Raw genomic sequence first — 22,427 nt, forward strand, 5'->3', positions numbered from 1 at the left:
GGCGCTCAGCCGAACACGTGCGCCACCAGGGCCTGGATCGCTTCCCGTTCGGCGCGCAGCAGCTCCTGCGCCACCTGCGTCGGCTCCTCGTTCAGGCGCGCGTGGTGCTGGCAGCGGCGCAGTTCGCGATAGGCCGATGCTGCCGCCTGCCCGACGCCCGGCGGCAGCAGGCCCGCGCTTTCGGCGCGCTGCAGGAGGGCGATGTTGCCGACGTTCGGCCGCAGTTCCGCATGCTCGCCGGACTGCGACAGCACGAGGAACTGCACCGCGAACTCCGCATCGACCATGCCGCCCGGGCTGTGCTTCAGGTCGAAGCGCTCGGGCCGCACCGGGTGCGCCGCGCGCACCTTGTCGCGCATGGCGACGATCTCGCGCTTGAGCGCGGCGATGTCGCGCGGTGCGCAGATGACCGATTCGCGCACCGCCTCGAAGCGCGGCCGCAGGCTGTCGAGTCCCAGCACGAAGCGCGCGCGCGTCATGGCCTGGTGTTCCCAGGTCCACGCGGTGTTGCTGCCGCGGCCCAGCTGGTAGTTGCCGTAGGCCTGGAAGGTGGTGATCAACAGGCCCGAGCTGCCGTTGGGGCGCAGCGCGGTGTCGATCTCGAACAGGTCGCCCTCGGCGGTCTTGGTGGACAGCCAGTTGATCAGCTTGCGCACGAAGGCGGCATAGGCGTCCGGCGCGCGCTCGTCCTCGTCCTCGTAGACGAACACGATGTCGAGGTCGCTGCCGTATCCGAGCTCCTTGCCACCGAGCTTGCCGTAGCCGAGGATGGCGAAGAGCGGCTCGGCGCGATGGCGCTGTTTCAGGCGCTGCCAGCACCAGGAGGCCGTGACGCGCAGCGTGGCGTCGGCCAGCGCGCTCAGTTCGTCGGCGACCTGTTCCACCGTCAGCACGCCTTCGACGTCGCGCGCCAGCGTGCGGAACAGCTCCGCGTGGTGCGCGCGGCGCAGCAGGTTCAGCAGGGTTTCGTCGTCGTCCTCGCCGGTGATCTGCACCGACTGGCGGCGGTGTTCCAGCTCGCGCTCGAAATCGGCGGCGCTGAAGCGGTCGGACAGCAGGTTGTCGCTCGCCAGTTCGTCGATCACGCCCGGATGCTGCATCAGGTAGCGCGCCGGCCAGCGCGCCGCGCCCAGCACCCGCAGCAGCCTTTCGTGCACGCCGGGGCGCTCGGCCAGCAGCGCCAGGTAGCTTTCGCGGCGCAGCAGCGGCTCGATCCAGTCGGCCATGCGCAGCGCGGCTTCTTCCGTCACGCGGCCTTGCTCCAGCCACTGCGCGGTGCGCGCCACCAGGCGGGTGAGGCGGCTGCGGGCGTCGTCGCGCAGGGCGATCACGCGCGGGTGCTTGCGCCAGGCGTCGACGCGGTAGCGCAGCTGCGCCGGCAGCTGGTCCAGCACGGTGTCCAGGTCGGGCGGCGGCGTCTTGCCGTTGCCGTTCTTCGGGCCGCTGCAGGACTTGCACTCGCTCGCGCCGCCCAGCAGCTTGTCGAATTCCTCGGCCACCAGTTCGCGGTGGCCATCGAGTTCGTGCAGGAACGGGCAGCAGTCGGCGTAGCCCATGGTGCGCGCGATCCAGCCCAGGTCGTTGTCGCACGACATCAGCACGTGGGTCTGCTGGTCGTCCAGGTACTGGATGCGGTGCTCGACCCGGCGCAGGAAGGTGTAGGCCTCGGCCAGGGCCTGCGCCGTGGCCTCGGTCATCAGGCCGGCGCGCGCGAGCCGCTGCAGCGCCTGCAGCGTCGGCCGCGTGCGCAGTTCCGGGAACTGGCCGCCGCGCACCACCTGCAGCAGCTGCACGATGAATTCGATCTCGCGGATGCCGCCGCGCGACAGCTTGACGTCGTTGGCGCGCTCGGGGCGGCCGGCCGCGCGCCGGGCCGCATGCTCGCGGATCTGCCGGTGCAGCACGCGCAGCGCGTCGAACACCGCGTAGTCGAGGTAGCGCCGGAACACGAAGGGCAGCACCGTGCCGCGCAGGGCCTGCGCGCTGCCGTCGTCGATGCAGCTGCGCGGCGCCACCACCCGGCTTTTCATCCAGGCAAAGCGCTCCCATTCGCGGCCCTGCACGAGGAAATATTCCTCCAGCGCGCCCACCGACACCGCCTGCGGGCCCGAGTTGCCGTTGGGCCGCAGCGCCAGGTCGACCCGGAACACGAAGCCGTGTTCGGTCACGTCGCCGATCAGCGCGTAGATGGACTTGACCGCCTTGGCGAAGTACTCGTGGTTGGTGATGCGGCCGCGGCCGTCGGCGGCGCCATCGGTGTCGCCGTCGCAGTCGTAGACGTAGACCAGGTCGATGTCGCTGGAGACGTTCAATTCGCGGGCGCCGAGCTTGCCCATGCCCACCACCCACAGCTGCGCGCGCTCGCCCTCGGGCGTGCGCGGCGCGCCGTGCATCAGGTCGAGGTCATGAAAGGCCTGCGTGCAGGCGATGTCGAGCGCGAATTCCGCCAGTTCGGTGACCGCGCAGGTGACGGTGGCCAGCGGCGCCTGTTCGTCGCAATCCAGGACGATCAGGCGTTCCAGCACCAGCTGGCGCAGCACCCGCAGCGCCGAGGGAACGTCAAACCCGCGTGAAGCACGTAACGCTTCGTAGGCGGCGGCCATGCTCTCGCGCGTGGGCGCGCCGGGGGCCAGCAGCGCCAGTTCGCCGGCATAGCGGCGGCGCAGCCGCTGGGCGAAGCGCGAATGCGAGGAGAGCATAGGAGCGGTGGCGAAGGCCGCGGCGCTGGAGCCGCTGCCCGAAGTCGCAGAACCGAGCGCTGCGCCGACGGTCATAATTCCTGCAAGTCCCAAGTTGACATGAACGCCACGCTGACCAGCCCCTCACGGTCGCTGAAGTTTTTTGCCGCTGCCGTGAAGTGGTCCCTCTGGCTGCTGCTGGCGGCGTTGCTGCTGCTGGCGCTGGCCTGGGGGGCGTTGCATGGCTGGATTGTGCCGCGAATCGGTGAATTCCGCCCCGCGCTGGAAATGCAGGCCGCGCGCGCCCTGGGGGTACCCGTTCGCATCGGCGCCATCACCGCGCGCAGCGAAGGGCTGATCCCCTCCTTCGAGCTGCAGGACGTGGTGCTGCTGGACCCGCAGGGGCGCGAGGCCCTGCGGCTGCCGCTGGTGGTGGTGTCCTTGTCCCCGCACTCGGTGTGGAACCTGGGTTTCGAGCAGCTCTATATCCACGCGCCCCGCTTGGACATTCGGCGCACGGCGGACGGCCGCTTCTTCGTCGGCGGCCTGGATTTCTCCCGCAGCAGCGACAACGAAGGCCGCGCGGCCGACTGGTTCTTCAGCCAGGGCGAGTTCGTGATTGAGGACGGCACGCTGGCCTGGACCGACGATCTGCGCGGTGCGCCGACGCTGGCGCTGCGGCAGGTGAGCTTCGTGGTGCGCAACGGCGCGCGCCAGCATGCGATCCGCATCGATGCGACGCCGCCGCCGGAGTGGGGCTCGCGCTTCATGCTGGCCGCCGAATTCCGCCAGCCGCTGCTGTCCACGCATGCCGGCAAGTGGCAGCAATGGAGCGGCGAGATGCATGCGGATTTTTCCGCGGTCGACCTCTCGCAGCTGCGCCGCCATGCCAACCTCGGCTTCGACATCCGCCAGGGCCGCGGCCGGCTGCGGGCCTGGGCCGACGTGGCCCTGGGGCAGGTGGTGGGCGGCACCGCCGACGTGGTGCTCACCGATGTCAGCGCCACGCTCGGTCCGCAGCTCGCGCCGCTGGCGCTGCAGTCGATGTCGGGGCGGCTGGGCGGCAAGCGGCTCGACGGCGGCTTCGAGCTGCAGACGCGCGACCTGCAGTTCGTCACGCAGGAAGGCCAGCGCTGGCCGGGCGGCAATTTCTCGCTGACCTGGACCGGCGCCGACGGCGCCCGCCTCGCGCAGGGTGAACTGAAAGCCGACAAGTTGGACCTGGGCGCCCTGAGCCAGATCGCCACGCGGCTGCCGCTGGGCACCGCCACGCATGCGGCCTTGCAGGCCTATGCGCCGCAGGGCCTGGTCGAACGCCTGCAGGCGAGCTGGCAAGGGCCGCTGGGCGCGCTGGCGAAGTACGAAGCGCACGGCCGCGCCAGCCGGCTCGAAGTGGCCGCGCAGCCGCGGCCGGACGGCAAGGCCGGCATTCCCGGCGTGCGCGGCGCGGCCGTCGATTTCGATTTCACGCAAACCGGCGGCCGGGCGAAGCTGGCGCTCAACGCGGGCGCGCTGGACTTTCCCGGCGTCTTCGAGCAGCCCCTCCTGCCTTTCGACAACCTCAGTGGCGACCTGCAGTGGCAGGTGAACGGCCAGGACCTGAGCGCCAGCGTTTCCAACCTGAAGTTCGCCAATGCCGACGCGCAGGGCGAGGGCCAGGTGAGCTGGAAGACGACGCCCGCCGCCGCCGGCGCGGCGCGCTTTCCCGGCGCGCTCGACCTGCAGGCCAGCATCAGCAAGGCGGACGGTGCGCGCGTCTGGCGCTACCTGCCGCTGGGCGTGCCGCAGACGGCGCGCGACTACGTGCGCGACTCGGTCCTGAGCGGCACCGCCACCGGCGCGAAGTTCAAGGTGAAAGGCGAGCTGCGCAAGTTTCCCTTCATCGATCCGAGGGACGGCCTGTTCCAGGTGACGGCGCAGGTGCGCGACGTGCACTTCGCCTACGTGCCGCACGTGCCGCAGGGCGGCGTCGCCTGGCCGGCGCTCACGCAGCTGGCCGGCGAGCTGCTGTTCGAAGGCAACGGCATGCAGGTGAAAGGCGCCACCGGCCGGCTCGCGGGCGCGCCGCGGCTGGCGGTGAAGGCCAGTGCCGAGATCGCGGACTACAAGCAGAACGTGGTCGACGTGCACGGGCAGTTCAAGGGACCGCTGCCGGAGGCGCTGGGCATCGTCAACAACTCGCCGGTCGGCGGCGTCATCAACCACGCCCTGGCGCGCAGCACGGGCAGTGGCGACGCCGGCGTCGACCTGCGGCTGCTGCTGCCGGTGCGCGAGCTGGCGCGCTCGCAGGTGGCAGGCACGGTGACGCTCGCCGGCAACGACGTGCAGATCACGCCGGACACGCCCGCGCTGAGCCGCGCGCGCGGCGCGGTGCTGTTCTCCGAAAAGGGTTTCCAGGTGGCTGGCGTGCAGGCGCGCGCGCTGGGCGGCGACGTGAAGCTGGAAGGCGGCACGCGGCCGGTGGCGGCCGGTGAACCTCCGTTGGTGCAGCTGCGCGCAGCGGGCACCGTCACCGCGGAAGGCCTGCGGCAGGCGCGCGAACTGGGCTTCGTGGCGCGGCTGGCGCGTGACTTCAGCGGCAGCGCCGCCTACCAGCTGGCGCTGGGTTTCCGGCGCGGCCAGCCCGAGGTGCTGGTGACCAGCAACCTGCAGGGCATGGCCCTCAACCTGCCGGCGCCGCTGGCCAAGGCCGGGGACACCGTGCTACCCCTGCGCTACGAGCAGGCCCTGACGCGCGAGTCGCAAGCCGGCAACGCGCGCCTGCAGGACCTGCTGTCGGTGGAGCTCGGGCGCCTGGGCAGCGTCAGCTACCTGCGCGACGTCGGCAACGGCGAGCCGCGGGTCTTGCGCGGCGCGATCGCCGTCGGCCTCGGTCCGGGCGAAGGCACCAGGCTGCCGGACGAAGGCGTGAGCGCCAACGTGGCGCTGGCGGCCTTCGACGTCGATGCCTGGCAGCAGGCGCTGGCGCGCGTGTCGGCCAGCGAAACGCCGATGCCCGCGGCGGCCGCGGACGGCACCGCGCCGGTGGCCGGCGGCTACCTGCCCACCTTGATCGCCTTGCGGGCTCGCCAGCTCTCGGGGCAAGGCCGCACGTTGCACAACGTGGTGGTCGGCGGCTCGCGCGACGAGCGCACCTGGCGCATCAACGCCACCGCCGACGAACTGAACGGCTACGTGGAATACACGTCGCCGCAAGGCAGCGGCGCGGGCCGCGTGCGCGCGCGGCTGGCCCGCCTGGAGATTCCCGCAGCCGCCACCACGCAGGTCGAGGCCCTGCTCGAACAGCAATTGAGCAACATCCCGGCGCTGGACATCGTGGTGGACGACTTCGAGCTCAAAGGCCGCAAGCTGGGCCGGCTGGAGATCGACGCCAGCAACCGCGGCGCGGCGGCGGTGGCGCGCGAAAGCGGCGTGCGCGAATGGCGTTTGAACAAGCTGTCCCTCACCACGCCCGATGCGACCTTCACGGCTTCGGGCAACTGGGCGGCGCTCAGTGCGCAACTGCCGCAGCCGCCCGCCAACCCGCGGATGGTGCTGAAGGCCGCGGAGAAGCGGCGCACCGCGATGAAATTCCGGCTCGACATCGTCGATGCCGGCGAACTGCTCTCGCGCTTCGGCATGAAGGGCATCGTGCGGCGCGGGCGCGGCAGCATGGAAGGCAACGTGGCCTGGATCGGCTCGCCGCTCGCCTTCGACTACCCCACCCTCAGCGGCGGCTTCAACGTCAACGTGGAAGCCGGCCAGTTCATGAAAGCCGATCCCGGCCTGGCCAAGCTGCTCGGCGTGCTGAGCCTGCAGTCGCTGCCGCGGCGGCTCGCGCTCGATTTCCGCGACGTCTTCAGCGAAGGCTTCGCCTTCGACTTCGTGCGCGGCGACCTCACCATCGAGTCCGGCATCGCCAGCACCAACAACCTGCAGATGAAGGGCGTGAACGCCGCCGCGCTGATGGAAGGCAAGGCCGACATCGCGCGCGAAACGCAGGACCTGAAGGTGGTGGTCGTGCCCGAGATCAACGCAGGCACCGCCTCGCTGCTGGCCACCGCGATCAATCCCGCGCTCGGCCTCGGCACCTTCCTGGCCCAGATCTTCCTGCGCGAGCCGCTCATGAAGGCGGCGACGCAGGAGTTCCACATCGACGGCACCTGGGCCGACCCGCGCGTCACGCGCGTGGGCAAGCCGGCCAGCGTGCCGGCGCAGGCCGCCGAAGCCGGGGCCGTCCCGGGAGCCCGCTGAAGGAGCCGCCATGAAGATCGCCGCCTTGCAGACCGTGTCCGCCACCCGCGTCGCCGCCAACCTGGACGGCGCCGCGGCGCTGCTGGCCCAGGCCGCCGCAGCCGGCGCCGAGCTGGCGGTGCTGCCCGAGTACTTCTGCCTGATGGGCCAGCAGGACACCGACAAGCTCGCGGTGCGCGAAGGCTTCGGCAGCGGCGAAGTGCAGGACTTCCTCGCGCGGCAGGCCAAGGCGCTGGGCCTGTGGATCGTCGGCGGCACCCTGCCCCTGGCGGCCGGCGACGATGCGCACGTGCGCAACACCAGCCTCGCCTTCTCGCCGAAAGGTGAATGCGTCGCGCGCTACGACAAGATCCACCTCTTCAAGTTCGACAACGGGCGCGAGCAGTACGACGAGTCGCGCGTCATCGAAGCGGGCCGCGCGCCGCAGTCCTTCGTGCTCGATTCGCGCGACGGCCATGCCTGGAAGGTCGGCCTCACCGTCTGCTACGACCTGCGCTTTCCCGAGTTGTACCGCGCCCTCGCGGCCGACCTGCTGCTGGCGCCGAGTGCCTTCACGTACACCACCGGCCAGGCGCATTGGGAGCTGCTGCTGCGCGCCCGCGCGGTGGAGAACCTGGCTTACGTCTGCGCGCCGGCGCAAGGCGGCCGGCACGAGAACGGCCGCCGGACCTGGGGCCATTCGATGGTGGTCGATCCCTGGGGCCTGGTGCTGGCGCAGCGCGAGGAGGATGGCGCGGGCCTGGTCGTCGCCGACATCAGCGCGGAGCGGCTGGCCCAGGTGCGCAAGCAGCTGCCGGCGCTGGGACACCGGGTGCTGTGACCTCTGCGTTCGTTCCCGGCCCCTTTCGCCGCACCCGCCGCGTCGCCTGGCGGCGCTGGTCGCTCTGGGTCGCGCTCGGCGTGCTGGTGGTCGGCCTCCTCATCACGCTGGTCTACCTGGCCGCGCGCTACGAGGCCAGCCAGGCGCAGAGCAACGTCGAGCGTGACGCGGCCGACGCACTGAGCGACATCCGCTCGGCGCTCACGCGCAACGTGCAGACGCTGCAGGCCTTGCAGACCGGCCAGTCCGACCACGAGAAGTGGACGCTGGAAGCCGCCAAGCTGCTGCGGGAGAACCGCGAGTGGGTCCGCATCGAGTGGCGCAGCCCGCAGCTGCAGCTGCTCGCCGAGGCCGACACGCCGTTCCGGCCCGCGGTGTTCGCCCGCTACGGCCGCGACCAGTCGCTGCCCGAGGTCCAGCAGGCCTGCAGCACCGCGCGCCACATCTCCAGCCATGCCTATGCGCGCAGCCACTTCGTGCCGCAGGCCGACGGCACCGGGCTCGAGCTGATGGAGCTGTGCCTGCCGCAGGTGAGCTCCGGCCGCCTCACCGGCTATCTCGTCGCCACCTATTCGCTGAGCGAGCTGCTCGCGAGCCGCATCGGCCCGCAGCTCGGACGCAGCCAGGAGGTGTCGTTCACCGAAGCCGACGGCACGCGGCTGGCGATGCATGGCCTGGCGCGGCGCGGCACGCGCGTGTTCACCGCGCAGCAGCTGCTGGACCTGCCGGGCAGCACCATGGTGCTGCGCCTGGACAGCTGGCGCTCGCAGCCGGACGTGTTCCCCAACGTGCTGACCGCGCTGGTCACGCTGATGTCGATCGCGCTCGTCACCGTGCTGTTCCTGCTCGGGCACGACACGCGCAGGCGCCTGCGCGTGGAGCAGGACCTGGCCGACGCGCTGGCCTTCCGCAAGGCGATGGAGGACTCGCTGGTCACCGGCCTGCGCGCGCGCGACCTGCAGGGCTACACCACCTACGTCAATCCCGCTTTCTGCCAGATGGTGGGCTTCGCGCCCGAGGAACTGCTCGGGCACGAGGCGCCGGCGCCCTACTGGCCGCCGGAGTTCGCCGAGGAATACCGCAAGCGCCAGCAGGTGCGCTTGGTGGCGGGCAACCAGCCGCCGCGCGAAGGCTTCGAATCGGTCTTCATGCGCAAGGACGGCACGCGCTTTCCCGTGCTGATCATCGAGGCGCCGCTGATCAACGCGCACGGGCTGCAGACCGGCTGGATGAGCGCGGTGCTGGACATCAGCGAGCAGCGGCGCGTGGAGGAGCTGTCGCGCGCCAGCCAGGAACGCCTGCAGGCCACCGCGCGCCTGGCGACGGTGGGCGAGATGGCCTCCTTGCTGAGCCACGAGCTGAACCAGCCGCTGGCGGCGATCGCGAGCTATGCGACCGGCTCGCTCAACCTGCTGCGCGAAGCCCCGGAGCACGCAGCCAGCGACCTTCAATTGGCCATGGGCCGGATCGCGGAGCAGGCGGAGCGCGCCGGCCGCGTGATCAAGAGCGTGCACGACTTCGTGCGCCGCCGCGACCAGGCGCGCGAAGCGGTCGCGCCGCGCGACCTGGTCGATGCCGTGCTGCCGCTGGTCAACCTGCAGGCGCGCAAGCTGGGCGTGCGCGTGGACATCCGCATCGCCGAGCCGCTGCCGCTGGTGCTGTGCGACCGAACGATGGTCGAACAGGTGCTGCTGAACCTGGCGCGCAACGCGATGCAGGCGATGGATGCGGCGCGGGTTGCCCAGCCTTCGCTGCTGCTGCAAGTGAAGCTGGCCGGTGCCTCCGAGATCGGCAAGCGCTGGCTGGAGTTCTCGGTGGCCGATGTCGGCCCCGGCATTCCGGAAGAAGTGAAGCAGCAGCTGTTCACGCCTTTCTTCACCACCAAGGCCGAAGGCATGGGCCTCGGCCTGAGCCTGTGCCGCACCGTGGTGGAGCAGCATGGGGGATACCTCGTGTTCGAACCCAACCAGCCGCAAGGTACGATCTTCCGGTTCACCCTGCCTGCCCGAGCCTGATGCAACCCGCCACCGACGCCACCGTTTTCATCGTCGACGACGACGCCGGCGTGCGCGAGGCGCTGGCCTGGCTGCTGCGCTCGCGCCGCCTGCTGTCCGCGGCCTACGGCAGCGCGGAGGAATTCGAAGCCATGCTGGGGGCGGATTTCCGCCCGGCGCAGGCCTGCTGCCTGTTGCTCGACGTGCGCATGCCGGGCATGAGCGGACTGGCGCTGTTCGACAAGCTGGTGGCGCGCGGCCTCGAGAAGTGCATGCCGGTGATCTTCCTCACCGGCCATGCCGACGTGCCGACGGCCGTCGACATGGTCAAGCGCGGCGCATTCGACTTCTGCGAGAAGCCCTTTTCCGACAACCTGCTGGTCGACCGCATCGAGGAAGCCCTGCGCAAGTCGGGTGAAGTGCTGGCTGCGCAGCGTGCCACCGGGCAGCTGCAGGCGCGGCTGGCCGACCTGACCGAGCGCGAACGCGACGTGATGGAACTGGTGGCCAAGGGCATGCCGAACAAGCTGATCGCCGACCAGCTCGCGATCAGCGTGCGCACAGTGGAAGTGCACCGGGCGCGGGTGTTCGACAAGATGGAAGTGAAGTCGGCGGTGGAGCTGGCGAACCTGCTGCGCTCGATCTGAGGCTAGGGCTTCTTCTTTTCTTCTTCCTTGTCCTCGGGCGGGGGCTCGCCGCCCTTGCGGCCGGAGAACATCGTCCACCAGACGATGCCCACCAGCAGCAACATGGCTAGCAGGGCTTCAAGCAGAATCAGCAACATGTCCCGAGTCCTTTGGCTGGCCACCATTGTAGGAATGCTGGCCGCTTGCGGCAGCGTGCCCCTGCCGCCGGAACCGGCGCGTACGCCCCCGGTCGATGCGCCGGTGGCGCGCCCGCCCTCCGCGCCCGAGGACGGGGCGACCTTGCCGCCGGCGCGCGTGCAGGGCAAGGCGCGCTGGCAGCCGGTGCGCTGGTCCGACCTGCCGGGCTTCGCCGACGATTCGCTGTTCGAAGCATGGAACGCCTGGATCCGCAGCTGCGAGCGGCCCCCGGCGGCGCTGGCCGCGCTGTGTCCCGAGGTGCGGCGCCTGTCGATCGCTTCGCCCGAGGAACAGCGGGCGTGGATGGTGCAGCGGCTGCAGCCTTACCGCGTCGAGCCGCTGGCCGCGGCGGATTCCTTGCTCACCGGCTACTACGAGCCCATGCTCGATGCGGTGCGGCAGCCGACCGGTTCGCAGCAAGTTCCCTTGTTCCGGCCGCCGGCCGACCTCGCCACCCGCCGGCCCTGGTACACCCGCCAGGAGATGGACACCCTGGCGCAGCCGCGCGCCGCGCTGCGGGGCCGCGAGATCGCCTACGTGGCCGATCCGCTCGATGCGCTGGCGCTGCAGATCCAGGGCTCGGGCCGGCTGCGCGTGCTCGAGCCTGATGGCCGGACCAGCCTGGTGCGCCTCGCCTTTGCCGGCAGCAACGAGCAGCCGTATCGCAGCGTCGGCAGCTGGCTGCTGCAGCAGGGGGCGCTGCGCGATGCGTCCTGGCCCGGCATCAAGGCCTGGGCGCGCGCCAATCCGCAGCGCGTGCAGGAGATGCTGTGGACCAATCCGCGGGTGACCTTCTTCCGCGAGGAGCCGCTGTCCGAATTCGATGCCGGCTTCGGCCCGCGCGGCGCGCAAGGCGTGCCGCTCACGCCCGGGCGTTCGATCGCGGTCGACAAGGACGGCGGCATTCCGTACGGCACGCCGGTCTGGCTGGCGTCGCCGGGACCGCTGCTGAACCTGAACCGCCTGGTGTTCGCGCAGGACACCGGCAGCGCGATCGTCGGCGCCGTGCGGGCCGACTACTTCGTCGGCTGGGGCGATGCGGCGGGAGAGATCGCCGGAAGGCTCAAGCAGCCGCTGGCGCTCTGGGTGCTCTGGCCGCGTTGAGTCACGCCTTCAGCTGCGACAGCGGCCAGCTCGTGCTCGCCTTCACTTCGCCCAGCGAGAAGCTGGTGTGCATGTCCTTCACGTTCGGCAGGTTGATCAGCACGTTGCGGGCGAACTGCGAGAACGAATCCAGGTCGCGCGACACCACCTGCAGCTCGAAGGTCCCGGCGCCGCTGATGTAGTGGCAGGACACCACTTCGGGAATCTTGCGGATCGCTTCCTCCATCGCCCGCGTGCCCTCGCCCGTGTTGCGGTCGGCGTCCAGCCGCACGAAGGCCAGTACGCCCAGGCCGATGCGGTGGCGGTCGATCTCCGCGTGATAGCCCTTGATGAAGCCCGCCTCCTCCAGCGCCCGCACGCGCCGCCAGCACGGCGCCGCCGAGAGCCCCACGCGCTGCGCGAGTTCGGCGTTGGTCAGCCGCGCGTTGGCCTGCAGCTCGCCCAGGATCTGCACGTCATAACGGTCGAGTGTTTCCATTTTTCCTAGTTTAGCGAAAGATCCTTTCTCGGCATTGGCGATATCGGGCACAAAACGCAAAGACATATCCGCCATGGGCCCATACACTTTCGGCATGAACGCACCCCTCCCGGAACACATTCGCAAGGCGCTCGAGACCGTCACCCTGGACGACAAGTACTCGCTGGACTACGGCCGCGCCTTCATGAGCGGGGTGCAGGCTCTGGTCAAGCTGCCGATGCTGCAGCGCCAGCGCGATGCGCTGCAGGGCAAGAACACCGCCGGCTTCATCAGCGGCTACCGTGGCTCGCCGCTGGGGGGTTACGACCAGGCGCTGTGGAAGGCCAAGAAGTACCTGCAGGCGCAGAACATCGTGTTCCAGCCGGGCGTGAACGAGGAACTGGCCGCCACCGCGCTGTGGGGCACGCAGCAACTGGGCTTCGCGCCCGCCGGCAGCAACAAGTACGACGGCGTGTTCGGCATCTGGTACGGCAAGGGCCCGGGCGTCGACCGCTGCTCCGACGTGTTCAAGCACGCCAACATGGCCGGCACCACGCCCTGGGGCGGCGTGCTGGCGGTGGCCGGCGACGACCACGTGGCCAAGAGTTCCACCGCGGCGCACCAGAGCGACCACATCTTCAAGGCCTGCGGCCTGCCGGTGTTCTTCCCGGCCAACGTGCAGGAAATCCTCGATCTGGGCCTGCATGCGCTGGCCCTCAGCCGCTACTCCGGCGTCTGGGCCGGCATGAAGACGATCCAGGAGATCGTGGAGTCGAGCGCCACCGCCACCATCGACCCCGACCGCGTGCAGATCAAGCTGCCGACCGACTTCCACATGCCGCCCGGCGGCGTGCACATCCGCTGGCCGGATCACGCGCTGGACCAGGAAGCGCGCCTGTTCGACTACAAGTGGTACGCCGCGCTGGCGTACATCCGCGCCAACCGCCTGAACCACAATGTGGTCGAAGGCCCGAACGACCGCTTCGGCATCATCGCCAGCGGCAAGGCTTACAACGACACCCGCCAGGCCCTGCTGGACCTGGGCCTGGACGACGACACCTGCCGGCGCCTGGGCATCCGCGTGCACAAGGTCGCGGTGGTCTGGCCGCTCGAAGCGCAGACGACGCGCGAGTTCGCGCAAGGCCTGCGCGAAATCCTGGTGGTGGAGGAGAAGCGCCAGGTCATCGAGTACCAAATCAAGGAAGAGCTCTACAACTGGCGCAGCGACGTGCGGCCCACGGTGCTGGGCAAGTTCGACCAGGGCGAGGGCGACATCTCCGGCGGCGAGTGGTCGATGCCGAACCCCACGGCCAACACGCTGCTGCGCGCCAACGCCGACCTGTCGCCGGCGCTGATCGCCCGCGCGATCGCGCATCGCCTGAAGAAGCAGGGCCTGGACGCCGACGTGCTCGCCCGCATCGATGCGCAGCTCGCCATCCTGGAGGCCAAGGAACGCGCCATGCAGGTGGTGGAGGTCAAGGGCGACCGCCAGCCCTGGTTCTGCTCCGGCTGCCCGCACAACACGTCCACCGTGGTGCCGGAAGGCTCGCGCGCGATGGCCGGCATCGGCTGCCACTTCATGGCCACCTGGATGGACCGCGCCACCATCGGCTTCACGCAGATGGGCGGCGAGGGCGTGCCCTGGGTGGGCCAGCAGCCCTTCAGCAACGACCAGCACATGTTCGCCAACCTCGGCGACGGCACCTACTTCCACAGCGGCCTGCTGGCCATCCGCCAGGCCATCGCGTCGGGCGTCAACATCACCTACAAGGTCTTGTACAACGACGCCGTGGCCATGACCGGCGGCCAGCCGGTGGGCGAGCGGCCCGAGGGCCACACGCCGCTGCAGATCCTGCACAGCCTCAAGGCCGAGGGCGTGCAGAAGCTGGTGGTGGTGAGCGACCAGCCGGAGAAGTACGACGGCGCCGACCTGCCGGCCGGCGTCACCGTGCACCACCGCGACGAGCTCGATCGCATCCAGCGCGAGCTGCGCGAGATCCCGGGCACGACGGCCCTGCTCTACGACCAGACCTGCGCCACCGAGAAGCGGCGCCGCCGCAAGCGCGGCGCGATGGTCGATCCGGCCGTTCGCGTGGTGATCAACGACCTGGTCTGCGAAGGCTGCGGCGACTGCAGCGTCAAGTCCAACTGCCTGTCGGTGGAACCGCTGGAAACCGAGTTCGGCCGCAAGCGCACCATCAACCAGAGCACCTGCAACAAGGACACGAGCTGCCTCAAGGGCTTCTGCCCCAGTTTCGTCACCGTCGAAGGCGGCAAGCTCAAGGGCAAGGCCAAGGACAAGGCCGCCCCCTCGCCCTTCACGCTGGGTGAACTGCCCGAGCCGCAGCTGCCGCGCACCGCCGAGGTCTACGGCATCGTCGTGGCCGGCGTCGGCGGCACCGGCGTGATCACCATCGGCCAGCTGCTCGGCATGGCGGCCCACATCGAAGGCAAGGGCATCGTCACGCAGGACGCGGCGGGCCTGGCGCAAAAGGGCGGCGCCACCTGGAGCCACGTGCTGGTCGCCGACACGCAGGATGCGATCCGCACCACGCGCGTCAGCGCCGCGGCGGCCGACCTCATCATCGGCTGCGATCCGATCGTCACCGGCGGCAAGGAAACGGTGCTGCGCATGCGCGAAGGCCGGACGAAGGTCGCCCTGAACGGCCACGGCACGCCGACCGCCGCCTTCGTGCGCAACGCCGGCTGGTCCAACCCCTCGGACGCCTGCGCCGCCGAAATCGGCAAGGCCGTGGGCGCCGCCAACCTCTGCGCCTTCAATGCCGACGCCCTGGCCGCGAAGCTGATGGGCGACAGCATCTACACCAACCCCATGATGCTGGGCTACGCCTGGCAGAAGGGCTGGGTGCCGCTGGGGCTCGAGTCGCTGATGCGCGCCATCGAGCTCAATGGCGTGGCGGTGGAGAACAACAAGGCCGCCTTCGCCTGGGGCCGCCAGGCCGCGCACGACCTGGCGCGCGTGGAAGGCCTGCTGGCGCCGGCGCAGGTGGTGGAGTTCAAGAAGCGCGAGACGGTCTACAGCCTGGTCGCCCGCCGCGTCGAATTCCTCACCGACTACCAGAACGCCGCGTACGCCCAGCGCTACCGCGACCTGGTCGAGCGCGTCCGCGCCGCCGAAGCGCCGCTCGGCAAAACGGCGCTGACCGAAGCGGTCGCCCGCGGCCTGTTCAAGCTGATGGCGTACAAGGACGAATACGAGGTGGCGCGCCTGCATGCCGAAACCGGCTTCCGCGAGAAGGTGGCGGCGCAGTTCGAGGGCGACTTCAAGATCCACTACCACCTGGCCCCGCCCCTGACTTCGAAGCACAACGACAAGGGCGAGCTGGTCAAGCGCAAGTTCGGCCCGGGGACGATCCACCTGTTCCGCCTGCTGGCGAAGTTCAAGGGCCTGCGCGGCACCGCGCTGGACGTCTTCGGCCGCACCGAGGAGCGCCGCACCGAGCGCGCCCTGATCGGCGAGTACGGCCAGACCGTCCAGGAGCTGGTGGCCGGCCTGAACGCCGCCAACCACGCCCAGGCCGTGGAACTGGCCCGCCTGCCCGAGCAGATCAAGGGCTATGGCCACGTGAAGGAGCGCAACCTGGCGGCCGTGCGGCCGCAGTGGGAGGCGCTGCTGCAGCAGTGGCGCGGCGGCGCCGCGCAGGAACGGCGCGCCGCCTAGCCGCGGCCCCGCGGCCGGCCCCCTGCGCCCGATACAATCCGGCTTCTCCCCGTGCCCCCGCCCGCCCAAGGCGGCTGGGGCGCGGGCGTCTTTCCCTCGTTGGTGGCCGTAGCGGCCCTGGAGACACCGTGTTCATTTCTTCCGCCTTCGCCCAAGCGGCGCCGGCCGCCGCCGGCGGCGACATGCAGTCCTCGTTCATGAGCCTGCTGCCGCTGGTGCTGATGTTCGTGGTCCTGTATTTCGTGATGATCCGGCCCCAGATGAAGCGGCAGAAGGAGCATCGCGCCATGGTTGAGGCCCTGGCCAAGGGCGACGAGGTCGCCACCGCCGGCGGCCTGATCGGCCGCGTCACCAAGCTGGGCGACCACTACCTGGGCATCGAACTGGCCCCGGGCGTCGAGGTGCAGGTGCAGCGCACCGCCGTGACGCAGGTCCTGCCCAAAGGCTCCCTCAAATAAGGTCAAACGCGGGTGCTCGCGCGCCACGCGTCCTTCGTCCGATGAACAGATATCCTCTCTGGAAGTACGTGATCCTCGGGGTCGCGTTGCTGATCGGGGTGCTCTACACCCTGCCCAACTTCTTCGGTGAAGACCCCGCCGTGCAGGTCTCGGCCGGCAAGGCCAGCGTCAAGGTCGACGCCGGCACGCAGCAGCGCATCGAGCAGGCGCTGCAGCAGGCCGGCATCAAGCCGCGCGCCATCACCCGCGACCCGAACTCGGTGAAGGTCCGCCTCGACAGCAGCGACCTGCAGCTGAAGGCCAAGGACGCGCTGCAGCGCGCCCTGGTGCCGGACCCGGCCGATCCGCCTTACGTGGTCGCCCTGAACCTGCTTTCCAGCACGCCGTCGTGGATGGCCTCGCTGCGCGCCCAGCCCATGTACCTGGGCCTGGACCTGCGCGGCGGCGTCCACTTCATGCTGCAGGTGGACATGCAGGCGGCGCTCACCAAGAAGGCCGAGTCCTATTCGGGCGACCTGCGCACCGTGCTGCGCGAGAAGAACATCCGCCACGCCGGCATTTCCCGCAACGGCCAGGCCATCGAAGTGCTGTTCCGCGACCCGGCGGCGCTGACGGCCGCCAAGGGCGTGCTGGCCGACCAGTTCCCCGACCTGCAGCTGGCCGAGGCGGTGGACGGCGACACGACCAAGGTCACCGCCACCATCAAGCCCGAGGCCGCCCGCAAGGTGCAGGAGCAGGCCCTGAAGCAGAACATGGTGACGCTGCACAACCGGATCAACGAGCTGGGCGTGGCCGAGCCGGTGATCCAGCAGCAGGGCCTGGACCGCATCGTGGTGCAGCTGCCCGGCGTGCAGGACACCGCCAAGGCCAAGGACATCCTGGGCCGCACCGCGACGCTGGAAGTGCGCATGGTCGACGAGAGCACCGAAGGCCGCGCCGCCGAAGTCGGCAGCGGCCCGGTTCCCTTCGGCGACGAGCGCTACCCGGACCGCGAAGGCCGCTCGGTCGTGGTGAAGAAGCAGGTCATCCTGACCGGCGAGAACCTCACCGACGCCCAGGCCGGCTTCGACAACCAGACCCAGGAAGCCGCCGTGCACCTGACGCTGGACGCCAAGGGCGCGCGGATCTTCCGCGACGTGACCCGCGACAACGTCGGCAAGCGCATGGCCATCGTGATCTTCGAGAAGGGCAAGGGCGAGGTTGCGACCGCGCCGGTGATCCGCGGCGAGATCGGCGGCGGCCGCGTGCAGATTTCCGGCCGGATGACGACCGTGGAAGCCAACGACACCGCGCTGCTGCTGCGCGCCGGTTCGCTGGCCGCGCCGATGGAAATCATCGAGGAAATGACCATCGGCCCCAGCCTGGGCGCCGAGAACATCGCCAAGGGCTTCCACAGCGTGGCCTGGGGCTTCGCCGCGATCGTCGCCTTCATGGTCGTCTACTACGGCCTGTTCGGCGTCTTCTCCGGCCTGGCGCTGGCGGTGAACCTGCTGCTGCTGATCGCGATCCTGTCCATGCTGCAGGCGACGCTGACGCTGCCCGGCATGGCCGCCATGGCGCTGGCGCTGGGCATGGCCATCGACTCCAACGTGCTGATCAACGAACGGGTGCGTGAGGAATTGCGCAACGGGGCCTCGCCGCAGGCGGCGATCCATGCCGGCTACGACCGCGCCTGGGCCACCATCCTGGACTCGAACGTCACCACCCTGATCGCCGGCGTGGCGCTGCTCGCCTTCGGCTCCGGACCCGTACGCGGGTTCGCGGTGGTGCACTGCATCGGCATCCTGACTTCGATGTTCTCCGCCGTGTTCTTCTCGCGTGGCCTGGTCAATTTCTGGTACGGCCGCCAGAAGAAGCTGAAGGCGGTATCCATCGGGACAGTATGGCGGCCCGGCGCGGATAACGCTATAACCAAGGCAGAGTAGGAAAACGCCAGAAATGGGGCGGGTCGGCGCACGCCGGCCACGCTCCGAGCAAAGGAATCAGGCAGTGGAGTTCTTCAAGATCCGGCGGGACATTCCCTTCATGGAGAACGCGTTGATTTTCAACGTGGTCTCGCTGGTTACCTTCCTGGCCGCAGTGTTCTTCCTCTTCACCCGGGGACTGCACCTGTCGGTCGAATTCACCGGCGGTACCGTGATGGAGGTGGCCTATTCGCAGCCCGCCGACATCGAGGCCGTCCGCAAGACCGTCTCCGGCCTGGGCTACACCGACGTCCAGGTCCAGAATTTCGGCACCGCGCGCGACGTGCTGATCCGCCTGCCGGCGCAAAAGGGCGTGAGTTCCGCGCAACAGAGCGACCGCACATTGGCGGCTTTGCAAGCGGCCACGCCTGGTGTAGTCAAGAAGCGCGTGGAATTCGTCGGCCCGCAGGTCGGCGAGGAACTGGTCACCAACGGCCTGAAGGCGCTGGCCATGGTGGTGGCCGGCATCATGGTCTACCTGGCGCTGCGCTTCGAGTGGAAGTTCGCGGTGGCGGCCATCATCGCCAACCTGCACGACGTCGTCATCATCCTGGGCTTCTTCGCCTTCTTCCAGTGGGAATTCTCGCTGGCGGTGCTGGCGGCGGTGCTGGCGGTGCTGGGCTACTCGGTCAACGAATCGGTCGTGATCTTCGACCGGATCCGCGAGAACTTCCGGAAGTACCGCAAGATGACGACGGTGCAGACCATCGACAACGCGATCACTTCGACCATCAGCCGCACCATCATCACGCACGGCTGCACCCAGGTGATGGTGCTGTCGATGCTGCTGTTCGGCGGCGCCACGCTGCACTACTTCGCCATGGCGCTGACCATCGGCATCTGCTTCGGCATCTACTCCTCGGTGTTCGTCGCCGCCGCCATCGCCATGTGGCTGGGCATCAAGCGCGAAGACCTGGTCAAGGCGGCCGGCAAGCGCGACGAAGGCGACCCGAACGACCCCAACGCGGGCGCGACCGTTTGAGGACTACCTGATGTCGTCCACCCTCACCCCCGCCGCGACGCCCCTGGCGCGGCAGGCGCGTGAGCGGTTCGTCGCGCACATGGAAGGTGTGCTGCCCGAGCTGTGCGAGGCCATCCGCAACGCGCTGAGCGAGCAGATGTCCAACGCGCCGAGCAGCCGCGACATGCAGCAGCGGCGCGACGCCCTGGTGGATTTCGAGCGGGAAGCGGCCAAGTGGGCCGAGTCGGCGGCGCGCGCCTGGCGCCGCGCGGTCATCCCGGCCACGGCCACCGGCCGCGTGCGCATGCAGCTCGCCTCGCTGGAGCTGATCGGCAACGACGTCGTCGAGAACAAGATCCTGTCCTCGCGCCTGGCCATGGCCGTGACCGAGAAGGCGGTGTGGGACCTGAACGACCTGAAGCTGCGCGTCACCCACCTCGAAGGCGGCGAGGAGCTGGCGACCGAGGACGTGCTGCGTCCGGAGGCCTTGTCGCAGCTGCTCGTGGAGCAGTGGATGGGCTGCAAGCTGGGGCGCGAGACCTGGACGGCCGTGAAGGACGTGATCCAGGCGAGCATCGTGCCGCGGGCCGTGCAGGCCTACCAGCTGGCCAATGAATTCCTGGTCGATCGCGGCGTCATGCCGGAAATCGACCTGAGCTCCCACGTGAAGCGGCCGCCGCAGTCTCCCGCGCGCCCGCAGGCCAGCGCCGGCGGCGCGGCCTCGACCGGCTTCGGCGGCGGCTACGGCGGCGGGAACACCAACTTCGGCGCGCCCGGCGGCCCCAGCGGCCACACCGACGTCGGCGGCGGCTACGGCCCAGGCTCCCATGGTGGTGGCGGCGGCGGCTGGCAAGGCGAGTCGGGTGCCGGCCAGGGCGGCGCCGGCGGGGGCGGCGGGTACGGCGGCGGCGGTGGTGGTGGCAACGGCTACGGCGCCAGCACCGGCAACGGCCAAGCGCCAGGCACCCCGGGCACAGCCGGCGGTGGCGGTGGTGCCCGCGGCATGAACGGCGCCAGCACCTCCGGCGGTCCGGCCTCGGCGGTCGGCACGCCCACCGGACGCAGCGGCATGGCCGACGGCGAAAGCCGCATGATGACCGGCACCACGCCGCTGGCGCGGGCCAAGGCCCGGGCGACCGGCGTGCTCGGCCAGCTGCGCCGGCTCCTGAGCGAGCGGGTCGCGGGCTTCGAGGCGCAGCAGGGCGGCGGCCAGCCTTCGCCGGGCCTGATGGAAGCGGTCACCGCGCACGCCACCCAGGTGCAGACGCAGGTGCAGACCCGCGTTGCGGACGGCCAGCAGTCGGGCGACATCGTCATCTTCGACGACGCGGCCGTCGCGCAGGTGGCGCTCGACCTGCGCAGCCGCACCCAGGACCTGAAGCACAAGGCCGCCACCTCCAACGAGAAGGCGACCATCGAGATCGTGGCCCTGATGTTCCAGAGCATCCTGGCCGAGGAGCGCATTCCGGCCGCGGTCCGCGTCTGGTTCGCCCGCCTGCAGATGCCGGTGCTGCGCGTGGCGCTGGCCGAACCCGAATTCTTCGGTTCGCTGGAGCATCCGGCGCGCCAGCTGATCGACCGCATGGGCTCCTGCGTGCTCGGCTTCGATTCCGCCGCCATTTCCGGCAGCGAGATGGAAGTCGAGATCAAGCGCATCGTGCAGGTGATCGAGCAGTACCCCGAGACCGGCCGGCGCGTGTTCCAGCTGGTCTACGACGAATTCCAGAAGTTTCTCTCGCGCTTCCTCACCCAGAAGGGCCCGACCCAGAAGCTGGTGAGCGTGGCGCAGCAGGTGGAGCAGAAGGAGACGATGGCGATCCAGTACACCATCGAGCTGCGCAAGATGCTCAGCGACGTGCCGGTGCGCGAGGAGATCCGCGAGTTCCTGTTCAAGGTCTGGGCCGAGGTGCTGGCCGTGGCCGCCGTCAAGAACGGCCCGCAGAACGAGGAGACGCTGGCGCTCAAGAAGTCGGCGTCCGACCTTGTGTGGGCCGCGTCGGCCAAGCCCAATCGCAACGACCGCGCCAAGGTGATCCAGGAACTGCCCGACCTGCTGGCGCGCCTGCGCCGCGGCATGACGCTGCTGGGCGTGCAGGCGGGCGACCAGGAGACGCACATCAAGGTGATCGGCGACACGCTGGCCGACGCCTTCATGTCCAAGACCGAGGCCATCCCGCATGCGCGCATCGAGGAGATGACGCGGCGGCTGGCCAACCTGGAAGATTTCGTCTCGGAAGACGACGCCGGCGAACTCCCGCTGGACCAGGAAAGCATCGAGATGATGCTGGGCATCGACGCCTCGATGATCGAGGTGATCAGCACCGGCGGCTCGCAGCCCACCGGCGCGATGATGGGCTGGGCCAACGAACTGCAGCTGGGCACCTGGTTCACGCTGGACCACAACGGCGCGATGCGCCAGGTGCAGTACGCGTGGGCGAGCGATCGCCGCCAGCTGCATCTGTTCGCGGCCAGCGACGGCCACTGCTACCTGATGCCGGTGCGGCGCCTGGCGGCCTACCTGCAGGCGAGCCTGCTGGTGCCGACGGAAGAAGAAGCGCTCACGGTGCGCGCCACGCGCGACGCGCTGGCGAAGCTGGATGCGAATCCGGAGAGGTTGCTGCAGTAATTGCCGCGACCGTCATCCCCGCGGAGGCGGGGATCCAGGGCGTCCAGAAGCAAAGCGGCCCGCGGGCCGCTTTTTCAATGCTCTGGGTTCCCGCCTCCGCGGGAATGACCGGACCTAGTGCGCGACGCGGTCGTCCGTGTCGTCGCAGAGCTCGTCGAGGATCAGCGCATCCGGCTCGTGGCCGAAGCGCCAGTACACCATCAGCACGATGATCTTCAGCGCGTCGAGCGGCACCGGGTCGCCGGGCGCGGCCATGGCGCGATCGAGCACGATCTCGCGCAGGGCCGGCGGCAGCACGCCGGAGCTTTCCAGGAAGTAGATGAAGCCGAGGCACTCGGCGCCCAGGTGGTCCTGTTCGGCCACCGAGTAGACGCGCAGGCTGGCGTCGCTGGCGGGCGTGGCCTCCCACTCCTCGGCGTCGACTTCGGCCTCGCCGGGCAGGCAGATGGTGGTCTGCGCCGCGACGTTGAGGCCGTCCAGCCAGACCAGGGCCTGGTGGATCTCGTCGGGTTCGAAGCCATGGGCGCTGAGCTTGCGTTCGAGCTGGTGAAGCTCGGGGCATGCATCGCCGCGCCAGTAGTTTTCGTAAACAAACACCAGCACTTCAAACATGAAGCCCAATATAG

The 22,427-nt window shown here is 69.7% G+C and carries 14 protein-coding genes; 10 read left to right on the forward strand and 4 right to left on the reverse strand.

Annotated elements, in window-relative coordinates; all coding sequences use genetic code 11:
* Positions 1-5: 5 nt before the first annotated feature.
* On the reverse strand, positions 6-2,774 hold the full coding sequence (glnE, locus tag LZ009_RS18510; RefSeq protein WP_430300391.1) for a bifunctional [glutamate--ammonia ligase]-adenylyl-L-tyrosine phosphorylase/[glutamate--ammonia-ligase] adenylyltransferase: 2,769 nt from the start codon (positions 2,772-2,774) through the stop codon (positions 6-8).
* A 24-nt stretch (positions 2,775-2,798) separates the two neighbouring features.
* On the opposite strand from glnE, the gene LZ009_RS18515 reads away from it, so the two are divergent.
* The 4 genes from LZ009_RS18515 to LZ009_RS18530 are packed head-to-tail and all read left to right on the forward strand — an operon-like array spanning position 2,799 to position 10,372.
* On the forward strand, positions 2,799-6,911 hold the full coding sequence (locus LZ009_RS18515) for a YhdP family protein (RefSeq protein WP_275699441.1): 4,113 nt from the start codon (positions 2,799-2,801) through the stop codon (positions 6,909-6,911).
* Positions 6,912-6,921: 10 nt separating this feature from the next.
* Positions 6,922-7,731: a carbon-nitrogen hydrolase family protein gene (locus LZ009_RS18520; RefSeq protein ID WP_275699442.1), complete on the forward strand. Its 810-nt coding sequence runs from the start codon at positions 6,922-6,924 to the stop codon at positions 7,729-7,731.
* Positions 7,728-9,746 carry a sensor histidine kinase gene (locus LZ009_RS18525; protein WP_275699443.1) on the forward strand — a complete coding sequence of 673 codons (2,019 nt, stop codon included), beginning with the start codon at positions 7,728-7,730 and terminating at the stop codon, positions 9,744-9,746. Before LZ009_RS18520 ends, LZ009_RS18525 begins: the two co-directional genes overlap by 4 nt.
* Positions 9,746-10,372, forward strand: coding sequence for a response regulator transcription factor (locus tag LZ009_RS18530; protein ID WP_275699444.1), 627 nt, complete (start codon positions 9,746-9,748; stop codon positions 10,370-10,372). The genes LZ009_RS18525 and LZ009_RS18530 overlap by 1 nt, the downstream gene beginning before the upstream one ends.
* 2 nt (positions 10,373-10,374) lie before the next feature.
* Here the strand turns inward: LZ009_RS18530 and LZ009_RS18535 are convergent, their stop codons facing one another.
* On the reverse strand, positions 10,375-10,509 hold the full coding sequence (locus tag LZ009_RS18535; protein WP_275699445.1) for a hypothetical protein: 135 nt from the start codon (positions 10,507-10,509) through the stop codon (positions 10,375-10,377).
* Here LZ009_RS18535 and mltA point away from each other — a divergent pair.
* On the forward strand, positions 10,475-11,653 hold the full coding sequence (gene mltA, locus LZ009_RS18540) for a murein transglycosylase A (RefSeq protein ID WP_430300392.1): 1,179 nt from the start codon (positions 10,475-10,477) through the stop codon (positions 11,651-11,653). The two genes, LZ009_RS18535 and mltA, sit on opposite strands and share 35 nt — an antisense overlap.
* 1 nt (position 11,654) lies before the next feature.
* On the opposite strand, the gene LZ009_RS18545 is transcribed toward mltA, so the two are convergent.
* Positions 11,655-12,131, reverse strand: coding sequence for an Lrp/AsnC family transcriptional regulator (locus LZ009_RS18545; protein ID WP_275699447.1), 477 nt, complete (start codon positions 12,129-12,131; stop codon positions 11,655-11,657).
* A 94-nt stretch (positions 12,132-12,225) separates the two neighbouring features.
* On the opposite strand from LZ009_RS18545, the gene LZ009_RS18550 reads away from it, so the two are divergent.
* The 5 genes from LZ009_RS18550 (at position 12,226) to LZ009_RS18570 (ending at position 21,801) form a co-directional block, all read left to right on the forward strand.
* Positions 12,226-15,792 (forward strand): indolepyruvate ferredoxin oxidoreductase family protein, encoded by a 3,567-nt coding sequence (locus LZ009_RS18550; protein ID WP_275699448.1) that lies wholly within the window; start codon positions 12,226-12,228, stop codon positions 15,790-15,792.
* Positions 15,793-15,920: 128 nt separating this feature from the next.
* Entirely contained in the window at positions 15,921-16,250 is a 330-nt protein-coding gene (gene yajC / locus LZ009_RS18555; RefSeq protein ID WP_275699449.1) for a preprotein translocase subunit YajC, read from the forward strand.
* 41 nt (positions 16,251-16,291) lie between these two features.
* The gene (secD, locus tag LZ009_RS18560; protein WP_275699450.1) at positions 16,292-18,175 is read left to right on the forward strand and encodes a protein translocase subunit SecD; all 1,884 of its coding nucleotides are present in this window, start codon (positions 16,292-16,294) and stop codon (positions 18,173-18,175) included.
* A gap of 64 nt (positions 18,176-18,239) precedes the next feature.
* On the forward strand, positions 18,240-19,196 hold the full coding sequence (gene secF, locus LZ009_RS18565) for a protein translocase subunit SecF (RefSeq protein WP_275699451.1): 957 nt from the start codon (positions 18,240-18,242) through the stop codon (positions 19,194-19,196).
* A gap of 10 nt (positions 19,197-19,206) precedes the next feature.
* Positions 19,207-21,801 carry a DUF1631 family protein gene (locus tag LZ009_RS18570; protein WP_275699452.1) on the forward strand — a complete coding sequence of 865 codons (2,595 nt, stop codon included), beginning with the start codon at positions 19,207-19,209 and terminating at the stop codon, positions 21,799-21,801.
* 114 nt (positions 21,802-21,915) lie between these two features.
* On the opposite strand, the gene LZ009_RS18575 is transcribed toward LZ009_RS18570, so the two are convergent.
* The gene (locus LZ009_RS18575) at positions 21,916-22,413 is read right to left on the reverse strand and encodes a Smg family protein (RefSeq protein WP_275699453.1); all 498 of its coding nucleotides are present in this window, start codon (positions 22,411-22,413) and stop codon (positions 21,916-21,918) included.
* Positions 22,414-22,427 lie beyond the last annotated feature (14 nt).

The organism is Ramlibacter paludis (assembly GCF_022012305.1).
Classification (GTDB): domain Bacteria; phylum Pseudomonadota; class Gammaproteobacteria; order Burkholderiales; family Burkholderiaceae_C; genus Ramlibacter; species Ramlibacter paludis.